The 17,653-nt window shown below is 70.4% G+C and carries 17 protein-coding genes; 13 read left to right on the top strand and 4 right to left on the bottom strand.

Translation table 11 applies throughout. The annotated features are described in order from the left end of the window. Nucleotides 1-6: 6 nt before the first annotated feature. Both ABZ321_RS51830 and ABZ321_RS51825 read right to left on the bottom strand, forming a co-directional pair. Nucleotides 7-327 carry a hypothetical protein gene (locus tag ABZ321_RS51830; RefSeq protein ID WP_354903801.1) on the bottom strand — a complete coding sequence of 107 codons (321 nt, stop codon included), beginning with the start codon at nt 325-327 and terminating at the stop codon, nt 7-9. Between the two features lie 37 nt (nt 328-364). Then, entirely contained in the window at nt 365-697 is a 333-nt protein-coding gene (locus ABZ321_RS51825) for a hypothetical protein (protein WP_354903800.1), read from the bottom strand. 281 nt (nt 698-978) lie between these two features. Here ABZ321_RS51825 and ABZ321_RS51820 point away from each other — a divergent pair, with 281 nt between their 5' ends. The 8 genes from ABZ321_RS51820 to ABZ321_RS51785 all read left to right on the top strand — a co-directional run bounded on the left by ABZ321_RS51820 (nt 979) and on the right by ABZ321_RS51785 (nt 9,644). After that, a complete protein-coding gene (locus tag ABZ321_RS51820; protein ID WP_354903799.1) occupies nt 979-2,187 on the top strand; it encodes a cytochrome P450 in 1,209 nt (402 codons plus the stop codon). A gap of 104 nt (nt 2,188-2,291) precedes the next feature. Beyond that, a complete protein-coding gene (locus ABZ321_RS51815) occupies nt 2,292-3,155 on the top strand; it encodes an alpha/beta hydrolase (protein ID WP_354903798.1) in 864 nt (287 codons plus the stop codon). 109 nt (nt 3,156-3,264) lie between these two features. Next, nucleotides 3,265-4,374, top strand: a complete 1,110-nt coding sequence (dpgA, locus tag ABZ321_RS51810; RefSeq protein ID WP_344514527.1) for a 3,5-dihydroxyphenylacetyl-CoA synthase DpgA — start codon at nt 3,265-3,267, stop codon at nt 4,372-4,374. An 11-nt stretch (nt 4,375-4,385) separates the two neighbouring features. Next, a complete protein-coding gene (dpgB, locus tag ABZ321_RS51805; RefSeq protein ID WP_354903797.1) occupies nt 4,386-5,078 on the top strand; it encodes an enoyl-CoA-hydratase DpgB in 693 nt (230 codons plus the stop codon). Between the two features lie 41 nt (nt 5,079-5,119). Beyond that, complete coding sequence (gene dpgC / locus ABZ321_RS51800; RefSeq protein WP_354903796.1) at nt 5,120-6,406, top strand: (3,5-dihydroxyphenyl)acetyl-CoA 1,2-dioxygenase DpgC; 1,287 nt, start codon at nt 5,120-5,122, stop codon at nt 6,404-6,406. Between the two features lie 17 nt (nt 6,407-6,423). After that, nucleotides 6,424-7,206 carry an enoyl-CoA-hydratase DpgD gene (gene dpgD, locus ABZ321_RS51795; RefSeq protein WP_344514533.1) on the top strand — a complete coding sequence of 261 codons (783 nt, stop codon included), beginning with the start codon at nt 6,424-6,426 and terminating at the stop codon, nt 7,204-7,206. A gap of 244 nt (nt 7,207-7,450) precedes the next feature. Further along, nucleotides 7,451-8,461, top strand: coding sequence for a 4-hydroxyphenylpyruvate dioxygenase (hppD, locus tag ABZ321_RS51790; RefSeq protein WP_354903795.1), 1,011 nt, complete (start codon nt 7,451-7,453; stop codon nt 8,459-8,461). 232 nt (nt 8,462-8,693) lie between these two features. Beyond that, nucleotides 8,694-9,644 carry a ParB/RepB/Spo0J family partition protein gene (locus tag ABZ321_RS51785; protein ID WP_354903793.1) on the top strand — a complete coding sequence of 317 codons (951 nt, stop codon included), beginning with the start codon at nt 8,694-8,696 and terminating at the stop codon, nt 9,642-9,644. 80 nt (nt 9,645-9,724) lie between these two features. On the opposite strand, the gene ABZ321_RS51780 is transcribed toward ABZ321_RS51785, so the two are convergent. Further along, the gene (locus ABZ321_RS51780) at nt 9,725-11,317 is read right to left on the bottom strand and encodes an MBL fold metallo-hydrolase (protein ID WP_344514538.1); all 1,593 of its coding nucleotides are present in this window, start codon (nt 11,315-11,317) and stop codon (nt 9,725-9,727) included. A 390-nt stretch (nt 11,318-11,707) separates the two neighbouring features. Here ABZ321_RS51780 and ABZ321_RS51775 point away from each other — a divergent pair, with 390 nt between their 5' ends. Beyond that, a complete protein-coding gene (locus ABZ321_RS51775; protein ID WP_344514540.1) occupies nt 11,708-11,962 on the top strand; it encodes an MbtH family protein in 255 nt (84 codons plus the stop codon). A 99-nt stretch (nt 11,963-12,061) separates the two neighbouring features. Then, nucleotides 12,062-12,934 (top strand): alpha/beta fold hydrolase, encoded by an 873-nt coding sequence (locus ABZ321_RS51770; protein WP_344514542.1) that lies wholly within the window; start codon nt 12,062-12,064, stop codon nt 12,932-12,934. Nucleotides 12,935-13,003: 69 nt separating this feature from the next. Here the strand turns inward: ABZ321_RS51770 and ABZ321_RS51765 are convergent, their stop codons facing one another. Next, entirely contained in the window at nt 13,004-14,887 is a 1,884-nt protein-coding gene (locus ABZ321_RS51765) for an ABC transporter ATP-binding protein (RefSeq protein WP_344514544.1), read from the bottom strand. Nucleotides 14,888-15,181: 294 nt separating this feature from the next. Between ABZ321_RS51765 and ABZ321_RS51760 the strand changes: the two genes are divergently transcribed. The 3 genes from ABZ321_RS51760 to ABZ321_RS51750 are packed head-to-tail and all read left to right on the top strand — an operon-like array spanning nt 15,182 to nt 17,618. Continuing rightward, nucleotides 15,182-15,643 (top strand): GntR family transcriptional regulator, encoded by a 462-nt coding sequence (locus tag ABZ321_RS51760; RefSeq protein WP_344514545.1) that lies wholly within the window; start codon nt 15,182-15,184, stop codon nt 15,641-15,643. Continuing rightward, the gene (locus ABZ321_RS51755; protein ID WP_344514547.1) at nt 15,640-16,545 is read left to right on the top strand and encodes an ATP-binding cassette domain-containing protein; all 906 of its coding nucleotides are present in this window, start codon (nt 15,640-15,642) and stop codon (nt 16,543-16,545) included. The genes ABZ321_RS51760 and ABZ321_RS51755 overlap by 4 nt, the downstream gene beginning before the upstream one ends. Next, complete coding sequence (locus ABZ321_RS51750) at nt 16,542-17,618, top strand: ABC transporter permease (protein ID WP_344514549.1); 1,077 nt, start codon at nt 16,542-16,544, stop codon at nt 17,616-17,618. Before ABZ321_RS51755 ends, ABZ321_RS51750 begins: the two co-directional genes overlap by 4 nt. Nucleotides 17,619-17,653: the final 35 nt, after the last annotated feature.

Below are 17,653 nucleotides of genomic sequence, written 5' to 3'. Positions count from 1 at the left end.
TGCGGGTCAGCAGCCGCATCCGCCGCCGCAGCCGCAGGCGGCGCCCGCGGCGGCGGCCCGCCGGGCGCTGCGGCGGCGGTGCAGCCACCACATGCCGAGCGCGACGGCGGCGAGTCCTGCGGCGACCGCGAGGAGGGTCTGCTCGACGACCGCGGCGCCGGCGGTGGTGAGCACCCCGGCGGCGATGAGCAGCGGCAGGGCGCAGCAGGCGGCGCAGGCGGCAGCGGCGAGGACGCCACTGACCTTGCTCCGCATCGGCGGCGCGTTGTCCGCCGCCGCCGGTTTCGGGTCGTGGTGGGTGTGCACCGGTCGCAGTGGCAGGCTCATGTGGCAGCTCCGTCAGTAGGCAGGGAGAGCGGGTCGGTCACCGGGGCGCCACGGCCGTCGCCCGGCCGGCCAGAGAGGCGAGGACGTCGGTGTACGCGGCGGGGACCTCGATGTCGAGGACGAGCGCGCCGTCGGCGGGGCCGGGCGTCACGGTGAAGGTGAAGAACGAGCAGCACGCGGTCTCCCGCGCGGCGAGGTCGCGGACCGTCGCCTCGAGGCCGGCCGGCCCGGCCAGCCGCATCCGGGCATGGGTCGGGCTCACGGTCTCGACCGACCGGACGGCGCTGCCGAACAGCGCGTCGAACTCGGCGAGCCGCAGCGGCCGTTCCGCGGTCGGCAGGGTGCAGGCGTCAGGGGCGTCGAACGACATGACAGGCTCCTCAGGCTGGTGTCCCTCGACGGTAAGCCTGTACCTGGGTACCGGATGCAACCCTGGAATCGGCGCCGGGCCGCCTCACCGGGCGGATCGGTAGCGGTGCGTCGTGGACCAGCGCTACCAGGTATTCGTCAGCTTCACCTGGCGGGACCCGTCGGAGGGGCGTCAGAAGGTGGCTGTTACGAATCCAGCCGGTAGGTCATCGATGGGTTCGCGTGCGGCGGGGCCACGGTCCACAGTTGACGGTTCGTGACGTGGGGTGGCACGGTGCGGCGGTGTCGGTCGATGTCTCGAATCTTCCCGTCCCGCGTATCAACCTCGTCGATCCCGGACTCTACTGTGACGGTGACCCGTTCGTGCAGTGGCGGTGGCTCCGGGAGAATGACCCCGTCCATCTGCACGAGGCCACGGACTATCCGGCGTTCTGGGCCCTGACGAAGTATGACGACGTGAAGGCGGTCTTCCGTGACGCCGAGACGTTCAGTTCGGCGCGGGGGATTCTGCTGCGGCCTTCGGGGCACGGAGCGGATCCGGGTGGCGGCCGGACGTTGGCGCTCACCGACCCGCCACGGCACCGGCAGCTGCGAGGGCTGGTCGACGAGTGGTTCACGGTCCGCTCGGTGCGGGCCATCGAGGCGAAGATGCGTGAGGTGGCGGGCAGCGTCATCGACCTCGCTGTCGAGCGGGAGCAGTGCGACTTCGTGGAGGACATCGCCGCGAGGATCCCGCTGTACATGATCTGCAGCATGATGGGTGTGCCGCAGGCGGACTGGGAGAAGCTGTTCAGGCTGAGCCGCGAGGCGTTCGGAGCCGGTGACGCGATGACCCGCCGCTTCGCGCACATGGACATCATGGGCCATTTCCAGAACCTTGCGGCCGAGAAGGCGGCGAACCCGGGCGACGACCTGGTGAGCGTGCTGGTGGCCGGGCGGATCGACGGTGAGCGGCTCAGCGAGGAGGAGATCCTGCTCAACTGCGACAACCTGTTCGTCGGCGGCGCGGAGAACACGCGCATCGCGGCGTCCGGGGGGATGCTCGCCTTCATGGAGCATCCGCAGCAGTGGCGGCTTCTGGTGGACGATCCGGGCCTGCTGCCCACCGCGGTCGACGAGGTGCTGCGGTGGACGTCGACGCCGACGCACATCATGCGGACGGCCACGCGGCCGGTCGAGATCCGCGGGCGGCAGATCGCCGCCGGTGATCTGGTCACCCTTTGGCTGCCGTCGGCGAACCGCGACGAGGACGTGTTCGACGACCCCGACCGGTTCGACGTGCGGCGGCAGCCCAACCGGCACCTGGCCCTCGGTTTCGGCGAGCATTTCTGTGTCGGCAGCGTGCTGGCCCGTGTCGAGATTCGCTTCCTGTACCAGGAAATCATCGAACGGAAGCTGGACGTGGAGGCCGCCGGTGAACCGGTGCCGCTGGACTCGATCGTGGTGAACGGCCCCAAGAGCCTGCCGGTGAGGCTGGTGCCGCGCCGCTAGAGGACGGCGCGGCCGGCGTTCAACTGTCGATCTGGGCAGTTGAACGGCAGCGGTGAACGTTGATCGATTCGCCCGCCCTCGCGATGATGGCACGGAGCCGCGTGGTGACCGCCGATGGTGATGTCGAGGGCGCGGCCGGGTTCGTCACGTGGAGAGGCGGCAGCCGTACAATGCGCTTCATAACGGCCAACGGCATCAAGCTCGCGTACGAGCGCAGCGGTGCCGGCGATCCCGTCCTGCTCATCATGGGTTCCGGGGCGAGCGGGCGGGTGTGGACGGCGCACCAGACGCCGGCGTTGAACAAGGCCGGGTACGAGACGATCATCTTCGACAACCGCGGCGTCGCGCCGTCGGACGCGCCGCCGGGCCGTTACAGCCTGGACGACATGGTGGCCGACACGATCGGCCTGATCGAGGCCCTGGGCATCGGGCCGTGTCACGTGGTGGCGACGTCGCTCGGCGCGGTCATCGCGGAGGAGATCGCGATCGACCGGCCCGAGCTGGTGCGGTCGGCGGTGCTGATGGCGACGCGGTCCCGGTCGGATCTGGTCCGGCGGGCGTTGCACCGGGCCGACCAGGTCCTGTCCGAGAGCGGCGTCCGGCTGCCGACGGCGTATTCGGCCCCGACGTCGGTGCTGCAGATGTTCTCGCCGCGGACGCTGAACGACGACGCGACCGTGTCGTTGTGGCTCGACGTGTTCGAGCTGTCCGGCGACGCCACGGCCGGCGGGCAGGACTGGGTGGATGTCGGGTCGGACCGGCGGGAGAGGTTGCGGCGGGTGCCCGTGCCGTGCCGGATGATCGCCTTCTCCGACGATCTGATCTGCCCGCCGCACCTGGCAGCGGAGGTGGCCGAGACCATCCCGGACTGTGACCTCGTGGAGATCGACGGCGCCGGTCACCTCGGGAACCTGGAACGTCCCGACGAGGTCAACACCGCCGTCATCGAGTTTCTCGGCAAGTTCTGAGAGGACCCGGCACCATCCCTGTCCATCGACCTCACGGAGGACCGATCACGATGATCCGGACGGCCGTCAAACCACGCCCCAAGCGTCGCATGTGGGGCTGGACCTACCGATGACCATCAGCCTGGAAGACGCCCGGCCCGAGGAGCTGAACCTCCTGGCCGCCGGCCCGGGACCCGCCCGCATTGCCGGCGTCGGCACGGCCGTGACCCCCGACTCGTACACCCAGCAGGAGCTCTTGGATCTTCTCGCGATCACCGATCCGAAGATCCGCTCCGTCTTCCTTAACAGCGCCATCACCCGCCGACACCTGACGCTCCCGCCGCCGGACGCGCACGGCAACCGCGTGCCCGAGCTGCAGGGGGAGCTGCTGGCCAAGCACACCCGGCTCGCCGTCGACATGGGACTGCGGGCCTTGCGGTCCTCTTTGGACAGTGCCGGGGCGACGCTGGCGGACGTCGACTATCTCTGCTGCGTCACCACGACCGGGTTCCTCACCCCGGGGCTCAGTGCGCTGATCATCCGCGAGGCCGGGATCGACCCGGGCTGCCACCGGGTGGACGTCGTCGGGATGGGCTGCAACGCCGGGCTCAATGCCCTCAACGGCACGGTGGCGTGGGCCCGCAGCAATCCGGGCCGGCTCGCCGTGATGGTGTGTGCGGAGGCATGCTCGGCCGCGTACGCGTTCGACGCCACGATGCGCACCGCAGTCGTCAACAGCCTGTTCGGCGACGGGGCCGCGGCCGTGGCACTCGTGGCTGGTGACGGCGACGCCGCCCCGGGCCCGCGGGTGTTGTCGTTCGCCAGTCACATCATCACCGACGCCATCGGCGCGATGCGGTACGACTGGGACGGCGACCAGAACAGGTTCAGCTTCTACCTGGACCCCGACATCCCGTACGTGGTGGGCGCGCACGCCGAACGGGTCGTGGACCGGCTGCTCGCCGGCGCCGGCCTGCCGCGCAGCGCGATCCGGCACTGGCTGGTGCACTCCGGCGGCAAAAAGGTCATCGACGCGGTGCGGGTGAACCTCGGGCTCACCCGCCACGACGTGCGCCACACCACCGGCGTGCTGGCCGACTACGGCAACCTGTCCAGCTGCTCGTTCCTCTTCTCGTACGAGCGCCTGCTGCGCGAACGGGTCGCGGAGCCGGGTGACTACGGGGTCATGATGACGATGGGCCCCGGTTCCACGATCGAGACAGCGCTGGTCCAGTGGTGACGGGGGAGACCATGAACCGGAATGCATCCACGGCCGGCACCGAGACGCTGGCCGTCGACGGCGCGCAGCCCATCTCCGTCGAGCTGGTGGCGAGGGTCGGCGAGGCGTGTGACCGGGCCGAGCCCGGCCAGGCGGTGTGGCAACTCGTCGTGCACGCCTCCGGCGCTCCTGCCCGGGCGCGGCTCGAGGAGCTCACGGTCGGCCTGGTGAGCCGGTGGGAGCGGGCGCTGCGGCGACTGGAGCGGCTGCCGGTCCCCCTGATCGGGATCGCCGACGGCGATGTCGGCGGGCCGGCCCTGGACGCGCTGCTGGCGACCGACTACCGCATCGCCACGCCCGACGCGCGACTGGTGGTGCCCGTCGGCGCCGGTGCGACGTGGCCCGGCATGGCGCTGTACCGCCTGGCCCATCAGGGATCGCAGACCGCCGCGGTACGCCGGGCGCTGCTGTTCGGTGAACCGATCGGTGCGCCGGACGCGCTGGCGCTGCAACTGGTCGACGAGGTCACCGACGACGTCGCTGGGGCGCTGGAGATCGTGGCCGCGCGGACGGCGACCGTAGCCGGGCCCGAGCTCGCCATCCGGCGGCAGCTGATGTTCGACGCGGCCACCACCAGCTTCGAGGAGGCCCTCGGCGCGCATCTGGCGGCCTGCGACCGCACGCTGCGGCAGGTGGCGGCCGGGGCCGACGGGGTCGCGGCGTGACTGCCGCGGTGATCGGATCCGGCCCGCAAGCGGTGCGAGGGGTGTTCGCCGATGCCCGCGCGGCACTGGCGGCGGCCGCGGCACGGGCCGCGGCCACGCTCGCGGCGCTGCCGGAGGCCGGACGGCGTTCGCCGGAGGAATCAGCGGCGGCGGTGAAGAACGAGATCAGGGCCCTGCGGTGCGCGTTCCTGGACGCACACGTCGACGCCGTCTATGCCGAACTGACCGACGGCCGGACCCGGCACCTGCGGCTGGCCGAGCTCGCCGGGTCCGCCGCGATCCGGTTTCCGGGCCTCGTGCCGACCGCGGCGGAACTGGCGGCCGAGCGGGGCCGGTCCCAGGCCGCCAAAGAGGGTCACGAGATCGACCAGGGCATCTTCTTCAACCGGGTGCTCGGCTCGCGCGCCAGCGGGCCGCACCTGCTCGACGCGATGCTGCGCCCCACGGCCCGGGCACTGGAGGCGGGGCCGGAGTTCGCGCGGACCGGAACGGTCGACCTCGGCTCGGTCCGTGTCGAACGGCGCGGGGCCGCGGCGCACGTGACGATGTGCCGCGACGACTGCCTCAACGCCGAGGACGGGCGGCAGGTCGACGACATGGAGACCGCGGTCGACCTGGTGCTGCTCGATCCGGCCACCGAGGTCGGCCTGGTCCGCGGCGGGGTGATGAGCCATCCCAAGTACGCGGGGCGGCGGATCTTCAGCGCCGGCATCAACCTCAAGGCCCTGCACGCCGGCGACATCTCGCTGGTGGACTTTCTGCTGCGACGCGAACTGGGCTACATCCACAAGCTGCTGCGGGGCGTCCTGGTAGAGGACCCGGCCCGCTGGCACTCCCGGACCTTGGAGAAGCCCTGGGTCGCGGCGGTGGACGGGTTCGCCATCGGCGGCGGGGTCCAGCTGCTGCTGGTCTTCGACCACGTCATCGCCGCCTCCGACGCGTTCTTCAGCCTGCCCGCGGCGCAGGAGGGCATCGTTCCCGGTGCCGCGAACCTCCGGCTCGGCCGGGTCGCAAGGTCCCGGTTCTCGCGCTCGCTCGTCCTCGGCGGACGCACGGTGCGGGCCACCGAGCCGGACGCGCGGTACCTCGTCGACGAGGTGGTGGACGCGCCCGAGATGGACGACGCGATCGAGCGCGGCCTCGAGTCGTATCGCGGCCCGACGGTCGTGGCGAACCGGCACATGCTGATCGCGGCGGAGGAGCCGATCGACGCGTTCCGCCGGTACATGGCCGAGTTCGCGCTGGCGCAGGCGCTGCGGATGTACGACGACGACGTGCTGGAGAAGGTCCGCCGGTTCTCGACCCGGCGGGCGACGGCGGTCGCGTGAGCGGTGACGAACGGCGCGTGCGGTACCGGAAGGAGCACGGCGTCGCCCATGTCACCATCGACCGCCCGGCCGTGCTCAATGCCCTGGACCTGCGCACCCACGAGGAGCTCGCGACGGTCTGGGACGACTTCGAGGCGGACGACGAGCTGCGGGTCGCGGTGCTCACCGGCGCCGGCGAGCGGGCCTTCTCAGTCGGCCAGGACCTTCGCGAACGCGCGCGGCTGAACGCGGCCGGCGCGGCGCCGACGACGTTCGGCAGCCGCGGGCAGCCCGGCTGGCCCCGGCTCACCGAGCGGTTCGACCTGACCAAACCCGTGATCGCGAGGGTCGACGGTTACGCGCTGGGCGGCGGGTTCGAGCTCGCCCTCGCGTGCGACATCATCGTGGCCAGCGACCGGTCGGTCTTCGCCCTGCCGGAGGTCCGGCTGGGGCTCGTCCCCGGCGCCGGGGGCGCGTTTCGCCTCGCCCGGCAACTGCCGTTGAAGACCGCGATGGGGTACCTGCTGACCGGCCGCCGGATGACCGCCGGCGACGCGCTGCGCCTCGGGCTGGTGAACGACGTCGTGCCGGCCGACCGGCTCGACGCGTGCGTGGGGGAGTGGACCGCGGATCTGGTGCGGGCGGCGCCGCTGGCCGTCCGCGCGCTCAAGGAGGCCGTGATGCGGTCCCTCGACATGCCACTGCACGACGCGTTCGCGGCCCCGTTCGCCTGGGAGCGGCGGCGGATGCACAGCGAGGACGCCGTCGAGGGGCCGCGTGCGTACACCGAAAAGCGCGAACCACACTGGCGTGGACGCTGACACGGGTGTTCAACCGTGCTGATGTTCAGTTGAACGAGGCCACGGCCCCTAGCAGCCCGGCCCTGCTTTGGGAACGCGTGGCCGGGCGTCCGCGGCCGTACGCCGGACCGTGGCCGGACAGGGCATACGCTGCGATCGACACGGGTCGAAGGCCGGCGTGAGCGCCGAGCCGGCGTGTTATGAGCGGATCGGCGCGCACGACACGGCCCGGAAGAAATCCTGAACTGCGCTCGCAGGAGGCCGGATGGTGGCACGGAGCATTCCCTTCATCGAGCTGTACGCCGGCGATCACGAAAGGACGGTCGAGCACCTCACCACGGAACTGGGGCTGTCCCGGGTCGCGGAGGCGGCCGGCCGGACGTCGCGGGCCGTCCTGCTGCAGCAGGGCACCCTGCGGCTGGTCGTGACGTCCGGGGACGGCACCGAGGACTTCCTGGAGGCGCACGGCGACGGCATCGCCGACATCGCGCTCGCCTGTTCCGACGTGACCGGCACCCGTGCCGCGGCTCTCGCGGCGGGCGCGGCCGACCTCGGTGCCACGGGCGAGGCTCCGGTCGTCTCCGGTTTCGGGGCCGTCCGGCACACGCTCGTGCCGGAGTCCCGCGCCGGCGGGCTCCCGCCCGGCCGCGAGTGGGTGCCGGTGGCAGACCGGCAGCGCCCCGCGGCTCGGATCCGGCTGCTCGACCACGTCGCGATCTGTGTGGAGGGCGGTTCGCTGGAGCGGCACGTGGAGTTCTACGCCGCGTTCGGGCTCCAGCGGTACTCCTCGGAGTTCGTCGACGTCGGCGACAGTTCGATGGACTCGGTGGTGGTGCGCAGTGCGTCCGGCGAGGTCACGTTCACGCTGGTGGCGCCCGGATCGACGACCGGCACGGGCCAGCTCGACGCGTTCCTGCGCCGTAACGACGGCCCAGGCGTGCAGCACCTGGCGCTGCTGGTCGACGACATCGTTGCCGCGGTGACCGAGGCCGCCGCGCGCGGGGTGGTCTTCCTGCAGACACCGGCGCCGTACTACGACGCGCTCGCCGCGCGGTTCCCCGACATCCCCGAGGAGATCGGCCGGCTGCGGGCCACCAATGTGCTCGCCGACCGCGACGAGTGGGGCTACCTGCTGCAGCTGTTCACCACCTCACCGCACCCGCGGAACACGCTGTTCTACGAGTTCATCCAGCGGCACGGGGCCCGCGGGTTCGGGTCCGCCAACATCCGCGCCCTCTACGAGGCCGTCGAGCGCGACCGCCCCGCCGTCCCCTGACCGGGCACCGACCCACATAACACGCTGATTCCCCCGGGACAATGCCATATAAGTATCTCGATGGAACTCGGCGGGGCCCACCGGCCGATGGTTAGGCTGCGAATGGCATGGCCAGTCCGGGGTGGCTTGCGACGGGGGAGCCCGCTTGGAACATTCGAACATTGCAAAGACCAGACCAGAACGATCGGCGTCACGGGGGCCCGAACCGGTCGGTGGAAAACACCTCGACCTGTTGGTCGGTGGAGCGTCGCCGACGCAGTTCGTGCCGATCGCGTCGTTGCGCGCGGCGGACTCGCCCCGGCTGGGTGGCGAGGACTTCGAGCACATCCAGATGCTGGCGGGCGTCGAGTCCAGACTTCCGCCGATTCTGGTGCACCGCCCGACGATGCGGGTGATCGACGGCATGCACCGGCTGCGGGCCGCGCAGCTGCGCAACGACGAGTCGATCGAGGTGCAGTTCTTCGACGGCCCGGAGCAGGAGGCGTTCGTCCTCGGGGTGAAGGCCAACATCACCCACGGCCGGCCGCTGTCACTGCTGGACCGCACGACCGCCGCCGAGCGGATCATGGTGACCTATCCCGGCTGGTCGGACCGTGCGATCGCGGCGGCAGCCGGGCTGAGTGCCCGCTCAGTCGCGAACGTCCGCCGCCGCCTGACGGAAGAGCTCGACGAACTCGAGGAACAACACGCACGGACCGGTCGTGACGGACGCGTGCGTCCGGTGGACAGCGCCGTGGGGCGGCTGCGGGCGGCCGAGTTCATCGCCGAGCACCCGGACGCGTCGCTGCGGCTGATAGCGCGCAACGCCGGGCTGTCGGTGGCGACGGCGCGCGACGTCCGGCAACGGCTGGAGCGCGGCGAGAGCCCCGTGCAGCCGGGCCGGGACCGCCGGCAGCCCGGCCCGGCGCGCGACACCGGGCAGGTCGCCACGTCTGATGTGATCGGCATCGAGGCGCTGATGCACGGGCTGAAGGCGGACCCGTCGCTGCGGCTCACCGACGGGGGCCGCCGGCTGCTGCGGTGGGTGCTGTCCAAGGTGCTGGTCCCCGAGGAGTGGCGGGAGGTGAGCGACGGGCTGCCACCGCACGCGGCCTACGTGCTGAGCGATGTGGCGCGCCGGTGCGCCGTCGAGTGGCAACGCGTTGCCGACGATCTGGAGCAGCGCACCCGCAACATGGCCTGATCGTCCGCACGCGATCAACGAACGCCGGAAGGGCCGGCCCCCGTGAGTGGGGGCCGGCCCTTCCGCTGTGGGCACGTCGCCTACGACCAGCGCCACTCGCGCTTGTTGAACAGGTGCTCGGCGGTGATGCCCTTGTCGGCGCACCAGCCGAGGAACTCCTCGATCTGCTTGATCTGGTACGTGTCCTCGTTGTACGTGGTGGCCATGACGTGGCCCTGCCAGCTCTCCTCGCCCATCGCGTAGATGTACGCCTCGTCCGAGCCGAGCTCGGTCATGATGGATGCGGCCTGCTCGGCGTTGGAGCCCGACAGCTTCCGCGACTTGCTCATCTTCTTCGACACCGTGACGGTGAGGATCGCCTGATACAGCCACGTCAGCGGCGCGCCGTCACACTCCATGCCCAGGAAGGCCATGTCGGCCTTGCCGAGGTGGTTGCGGATGTGACGGTACAGCACCGGGTCGATGCCGGAGGAGTCCGCACCGACGAAGATCTTCTTGCCCGCCAGCTCCACCCAATAGGTGGACTTCGAGCGGATGTCGAGGTCGGAGTGCTCACCGAGGAACGGGGTGGCGGTCACCTTCCCGCCCGGGAAGGGGATCTCGTCGAACTCGTCGACCTCGATGACCGGCAGGTTCATGCTGCGCAGGTATGCGCCGAGCGACGGGTCGACGATGCTGCCCTTGGACGAGCGGGGCACCACGACCGCGCCGAGCCGGCCGCGCAGCTGCAGCAGCGTCTCCAGCACGATGTGGTCCTGGTGGCCGTGCGTGATGAGGACGAGGTCGATGAAGTCCGGCAGGTCGTCCAGCGTGTACCGGTCGCCCTTGGTGTTGTCGGCGCTGATGAACGCATCGGTGACGATCGCGGCCTGTGAGGTCTGCATCACCAGGCAGGCGTGGCCGAAGTAGCGGATGCGGCCGCCGGCCTCGATGTGCCGGTCCGGGCTGAGGCTGGGCTTGGTGTCCAGCAGCCGGTCCAGCCACAGCGCCTGCGCGTCGTCGAGCTCCAGCGCCTCCCGCAGCCGGCCCGCGGTGGTCGGCTGGATGCGCGCCTTCACCAGCTCCTCCAGGCCGGGGTGGCGGAACGGCAGCTGCAGGTCCAGCACCTTGGGTCCGGGCAGGCGCGGCGTGGCGAGGATGAACGGGCGTTCGATGCCGTCCTCCAGCGACAGCTGCACCGACTGCCGTGACTCGTCGAACAGCGCGCTCTTGTAGACCACCGGCTCCATGAAGTGCAGGGAGGCCTGGTTGCCGGCGTCGTACGCCAGCTCGACCATGCCGTTGAGCAGGCCGGGCAGCTTCGGGTACAGCGGCGTGAGGTCGAAGCCGTTGGCCGACTCCCGCACCAGGTCAGCGCCCTCGATGATGGCCTTGGCGAAGGCGAGCATGTCGGCGCGGTCGCGTTTGATCGACGCGAGCAGCTCGGCGACCTCCTGCTTGCGGGCCTCGTCGATGCCGACGAAGTAGCCGCCGCGCAGCTCTGGGTTGTTCACCGCCGCGATGTGCACCTGGGGGTTCTCCAGATACGACTCGAGCAGCGGCACCTGCAGGAAGGCGAGGTTCATGGCGCCCTGCACGGGCGCGACGGTGTGCAGCCAAGCGTAGAAGCGGTCGACCAGCGGCTCCAGAATCGCGTTGGAGCGCAGGAACCGCGGCTCGCCAGCGTCACTCATCAGTGTCCTCCACGTAGATTGGTCAGTGCCGCGGGAACACGTTGGAATGGTGGCGGGAAGCTCGCCGCTGTCCAAGGTCTGAGGGAATCGCGTCTCCGCCACCACGCGCACCTGGCATCGCGAGGCCTCACTATGGCATCGCGCCGCGATCGGGCCAACCGCGTCGATGTGCGTTCAACTGAAGCGCTGACGAGGTTGAACGGTGTGTCGTGCGCACCGTTTCCGTCGACATTGATCGGAACCCTGGCGGTGGGTCATAGTGAGCCGCGTTCCCGGAGCGGACCGAGCCTTCCCGCGCTCGGGTCGGTGACCTTGTCCGGATGCCGCATGGCGGTACCGCCGCGATCGGGCGCCGACGCGATCCATCTTTCTGAATGAAAGGGCGGCGTGATGAACCCGTTCGACGACCCCGAAGGCCGGTTCCTCGTTCTGGTGAACGACGAGGGGCAGCACTCGCTGTGGCCGGTTTTCGCCAACGTGCCCAAGGGCTGGACGACCGTGTTCGGCGAGGCGGCCCGGGACGAGTGCCTGGAGTACATCGAGAAGAACTGGACCGACATGCGCCCGAAGAGCCTGATCGAGGCGATGGCGAAGATGGACCAGGAGAAGCGCGAGCAGGCGAGCCTGGAAGCGCAGCCGAGCTGAGTGCAAAGGCCGGTGTTCAACCGCTGAGGTATGCGGTTGAACACCCGCACTGTTTGTGGCGCAATGTCTGGCAGCTCGGCCCGGCCTGACCAGGACGGCGTGACGATCGCCGGGGCCTGCGTCGCCGCCGCGGCCGACGCTGCCTCGTCTGAAGGGGGCTGCGGCCGCACCATGGGATACGTCACCGCCAACGGTATTCGGCTCTCGTACGAGCTCACCGGCGCAGGAGAACGAGTCCTGCTCATCATGGGATCCGGGGCCAGCGGCCGGGTGTGGGGCGCGCATCAGACGCCCGCGCTGACCAGGGCCGGCTACCGGTGCCTCACGTTCGACAACCGCGGCATCGCGCCGTCCGACGCGCCGCCGGGCCGGTACAGCATGGCCGACATGGTCGCCGACACCATCGGGCTGATCGAGGCTCTCGACTTCGGGCCGTGCCACGTGGTCGGCACGTCGCTGGGCGCGATGATCGCCGAGGAGATCGCCCGGCGGCGTCCGGACGTGGTGCGTTCGGCCGTGCTGATGGCGACCAGGTCCCGGTCGGATCTCGTCCGTCGGGGTCTGATCCGGGCGGACCAGGCGCTGTCGGAACACGGCGTGCAACTGCCCGGGGCGTACTCGGCCCCGACGACGGTCCTGCAGATGTTCTCGCCCAAGACGCTGAACGACGACGCCGCGGTCTCGCTGTGGCTGGACGTCTTCGAGTTGTCCGGCAACTCCGGCGAGCCGAACGGACAGGACTGGGCGGACGACGGCTCGGACCGGCGGGAGGCGTTGCGCCGGATCACGGTTCCGTGCCGGGTGATCGCCTTCGCCGACGACCTGATCTGCCCGCCGCACCTGGGGGCCGAGGTCGCCGACGCGATCCCGGACTGCGACCTCGTCGAGATCGACCGGGCCGGTCACCTCGGGAACATCGAGCGCCCGGACGAGGTCAACACCGCGATCATCGAGTTTCTCGCCAAGCACTGACGCATCGCTCAAACGCCCTCCCGCGTGACGTTCGCCGTCGCGGGAGGGCGTTGTCGTCCGCCGCTGTCCTCAGCGCGTGGCGACCACGGGATCGCCGCTTTCGCCGTACACCTGCTGGGTGGCGAACTGGCTGCGGTACAACTCGGCGTAGAGGCCGCCGGCGGCGAGCAGCTCGTCGTGGGTCCCGCGTTCGCGGACCCGGCCGGCGTCGATGACGAGGATCTGGTCGGCGTTGCGGACCGTCGACAGGCGGTGGGCGATCACCAGCGACGTGCGGCCGGCCAGGGTGGTCTCGAGCGCGCGCTGGATGGCCGCCTCGGACTCGGAGTCCAGGTGGGCCGTGGCCTCGTCCAGGATCACGACGGGCGGCGACTTGAGCAGCAGCCGGGCCAGCGCCACACGTTGCTTCTCGCCGCCGGAGATGCGGTAGCCGCGGTCGCCGACGACCGTGTCGAGCCCGTTCGGCAGCGCGGCGATGGTTTCCCAGATCTGGGCGGCGCGGCACGCCTCGATCAGGTCCTCCTCGGTGGCGTCCGGCCGGGCGAACGTCAGGTTGGCCCTGATGGTGTCGTGGAAGAGATGCGCGTCCTGGGCGACCACGCCGACGGTTTCGTTGACCGACCCCAGGGTCAGCTCCCGCAGGTCGTGGCCGCCGATCCGCACGGCTCCCTCGACCGGGTCGTAGAGCCGTGGCACCAGGTGCGTGATGGTGCTCTTGCCGGCGCCGGACGGGCCGACCAGCGCCGTCATCTTCCCCGCCGGGGCACGGAAGGTCACGCCGTGCAACACGGTCTGGTCGTCGGAGCGCTCCGGCGCCGAGAGGTTGACGGACTCCAGCGAGGCCAGCGAGACCTCGGCGGCCGTCGGGTAGCGGAAGGACACGCCGTCGAACTCGACGTCAGGTGCGGTCGCGCCCGGTCCGGCGGCGGGCAGGGCGCGCGCGTCCGGACGCTCACTGATCAGCGGCTCCAGATCGAGGACCTCGAAGATGCGGTCGAAGCTCACCAGGGTGGTCACCACGTTGACCTGGATCGTGCTCAGTGCGGCGATCGGGCCGTACACCTTCGTGATGAGTGCGAAGAGGGCCACCAGGGTGCCGATCTGCAGGTTTCCGTCGATGACGAGGACGCCGCCGAATCCATACACCACTGCGCTCGTCAGGGCGGTGAGCAGGCCGAGCATGATGCCGAGCAACCGCCCGTTGACGGTGCCCAGGATGGCCACGTCGCGCATGCGGTGCACCTTGGTCGCGAAGGCCCGGGACTCCTCGTCGGGCCGGCCGTACAGCTTGGTGAGCATCGCCCCGGCGACGTTGAACCGCTCGTTCATCAGCGAGGAGATGTCGGCGTCGGTCTGCATGCCCTCGCGGGCCAGCCGCTCCAGCCGGAAGCCGATCATCCGGCCGGGCACCATGAAGATGGGGATGAGCAGCAGTGACACGATCGCGAGCTGCCACGACAGATAGAACATCGAAGCGATGACGAGAACCAGCGTGAGAATGATGGACAGGGACTGTGACAGCAGGGTGGTCACTGCCTCCTGGGTCCCGATCGCGTCCGCGTTGAGCCGGCTGATCAACGATCCGGTCTGTGCGCGGGTGAAGAACGCCACCGGCTGGCGCTGCACGTGGTCGAAGATCTTGACGCGCAGGTCGGCGACCAGCCCGTGGCCCACCTGGCCGGAGAGCCGCGCCTGCAGGTAGCTGACGAAACCGTCGAGGACGGCCAGGCCGGCCATCACGGCGGCCAGGGCGATCAATGTTCCCTTCTGCTGGCGGCCGATCCCGTCGTCGATGAGCACCTTGAGCAGCAGCGGGTTGCACGCGCTGATCGTGGCGCCCACCGCCGTGGTGGTCAGCAGGGCGGCCATCGTCCATGGGCGCTTGAAGACGTACGGGATGACCCGTCGCACCGTTCCCGGGGTGATCCGCTGGCGGGTGATCGAGTCGTCCAACCGTATGTGTGAAAGACCCCGAGCCGGCCGGCTGCGCTTCGCCATGAATTCCCATCCCTGCCTCGACGGTGGACCCCTGTGCGGGCCGCGCGGTGCACCATTCAACCGTGGCGTGCCCGCGGTTGAACATGAGCGCCGCCGTCGCGGCGGTCAACGGTGTCGCGTGTTCAACCGGCGAGTTGCCGTGGTTGAACGGCGCGCCGGGCGGGGTCGGTTGGGATTCGGTGTTCAGGTGTTCTAGTGTTCAGTAACACTAGTTCATTGGACATCCCCGACGGGAGGAGAAGGCCGAACGTGATCACGTTCCATGTCGACCGGTCCGACAGCGTCCCCGCGTATGCGCAACTGATCCGGCAGGTGCGCGAGGCGCTCCGGATGGGGTTGCTGCAGCCCGGCGACCAGCTGCCGCCGGTGCGCAGTGTGGTCGCCGCGTGCGCGGTCAACCCGAACACGGTGCTGAAGGCCTACCGGGAGCTGGAACTGGGCGGTCTGGTCGAGGCGCGGCAGGGGGCGGGCACCTTCGTCACCGGCCGGTTGGGTGACGCCGATCCGCACGTGATGGCCCGCCTGCGCAACGGCCTCAACCGGTGGCTGGGCCAGGCCCGGGACGCGGGTCTGGAGGACGAGGACGTCCAGGCGCTGTTCGCCTCGGTGGTCGCCGAGGACTGCCTGCGGCGAGCGCAGGCCGATCAGGGCCGGCCGCCGGCGGAGCCGGGGACGCGGGCCGCGTTCGGTTCGAAGGGACGCGTCGCGTGAACGACCAGTCGATCGCCGTTGAAGCGCGCGAGGTGAGCAAGCGCTACGGCAAGATGTGGGCGCTGCGGGACTGCAGTTTCCAGCTGCCGGCCAACCGGATCATCGCGCTGGTCGGCGCCAACGGCGCCGGCAAGTCGACGCTGATGAGCATCATCAGCGGCATGCTGACCCCCACGTCCGGTGCGGTGCTGGTGAACGGGCGGGCCGTGTCGGAGACCGAGCGGGCCGGGACCGGCGGCCGGATCGCGATCCTGGCGCAGGACAAGCCCCTGTACCGGGACTTCACCGTGGCCGACATGCTGCGGTTCGGGCGGTCGACCAATCGCGTCTGGGACCAGCAGCGGGCGCTGTCGTGGCTGAAGCGCTTCGCCGTGCCGTTGGACCGCCGCTGCGGCCGGCTCTCCGGCGGGCAGAAGGCCCAGGTGGCCATGGCGGTCGCCCTGGGCGCCCGGCCGGACGTGCTGCTGCTCGACGAGCCGCTGGCCAACCTCGATCCGGTGGCCCGCTACGAGGTGACCGGGGAGCTGCTGGCCGAAACGGCCGGCAGCGACATGACGGTGATGCTCTCGACCCACATCGTGACCGAGCTCAGCGGCGTCGGCGATCATCTGCTGCTGCTCGGTGCGGGCCGTCCCGTCCTGGTCGGTGACGTCGAGCAGCTGCTCGCGCAGCACATGCGGTTCACCGGTCCCCGGGCGGACCGGCCGCCGGTCCCCGGGCGGATCCTCGAGGTGAAGCACACCGACCGGCAGTCGACCTTCGTCGTTCAGCTACCGGACACGCCGGCGCCCGCCGTCGTCGCACCCGGATGGTCCGCCGAACCCATTTCTCTGGACCACATGATTGTCACCCACCTCAAGGCGTCGAACCGGGCGCGCGAGGACATGGAGGTAGCGGCATGAGGGCGCTGACCGAGGCGGAGCCGGCCGCGAGCCCCCCGGACCACCGCGAAGCGACACCGCGCACCGGCGGGGCCGGTGGCCTGGTGTGGCTGACGTGGCGCCAGCACCGCTGGGTGCTCCTCAGCCTCCTCGTCTTCGCGGTCGTGGTCGTGGGCTGGATGGTCTACGTCTCCGCCGACATGGCGAGCCTGTACGAAGCCTGCCACAACACCAAGTGCCAGCCGTTCACCCCGGAGTACGCCCAGATCTACGGTGGCTACGGGCTGAAGACCCAGGCGGAGTTCCTCGCGCTGGTCGCGCAGTACACCCCGCTGCTGGTCGGCATCTTCGTCGGCGTCCCGCTGCTGGCCCGGGAACACGAGCAGCGGACGCTGCTGCTGGCCTGGAGCCAGGACGTCACGCCGGTGCGCTGGCTGTGGACCAAGCTGGCCCTGCTCGGCGCGTTTGTGGCCGTCGTGGCCGCGCTGGTGTCCGTCGCCGCACACGTCATGGCCCACACGTATGTCACCGTCGTCGGTGGCAGCCTGTTCGCGGTGCAGACCTTCATGGTCACCGGACTGCTCCCGCTCGCCAGTGCCGTCTGCTGGTTCACGGTCGGGGTCGCCCTCGGCGCCGTCATCAAGCGCACGCTGCCCGCCGTCTTCGGCGTCATCGCGGCATTCATCGGAGCCCTGCTGGGCCTTCAGTGGCGCTACCCGACGCTGATGAAGCCACTGGTCGTGTACCTGCAGAGCGGCGAGCCCGGCCCCGCCGGCGCGGATCACAACGCCCTCGTCGTCAGCGGCCTCATCCAGTTCGGGCCCGACACGAAGTCGAACCTGTACGACTCGCCCGGGCACGAAGTAACCTACGCCGACCTGCTCCGCATGTGCCCCGAGCTCAGCAACTCGTCGGGAACGATGGTCCCCGACTGCGTGGAGCGCAACCACCTGCTCACCTACGTGACCTACCAGCCGAGCAGCCGGCTCCCGCTGTTCCATCTCATCGTCGCGGGCGGTTACCTGGGGCTTGCCGCGCTGGCGGTCGTCGCGGTCTGGCTGATCGTCCGGCGGACCAAGCTCAGCGCCGGCTGAGTCCTCCTCCTTCCTCGCGCCGGGGCCCGCCGATC

Origin of the sequence: Dactylosporangium sp. NPDC006015 (assembly GCF_040614215.1) — a bacterium.
Classification (GTDB): Bacteria; Actinomycetota; Actinomycetes; order Mycobacteriales; family Micromonosporaceae; genus Dactylosporangium; species Dactylosporangium maewongense.
Note: the sequence above shows the minus strand (reverse complement) of the source record. Positions and strands in the feature narration are given on the sequence as shown.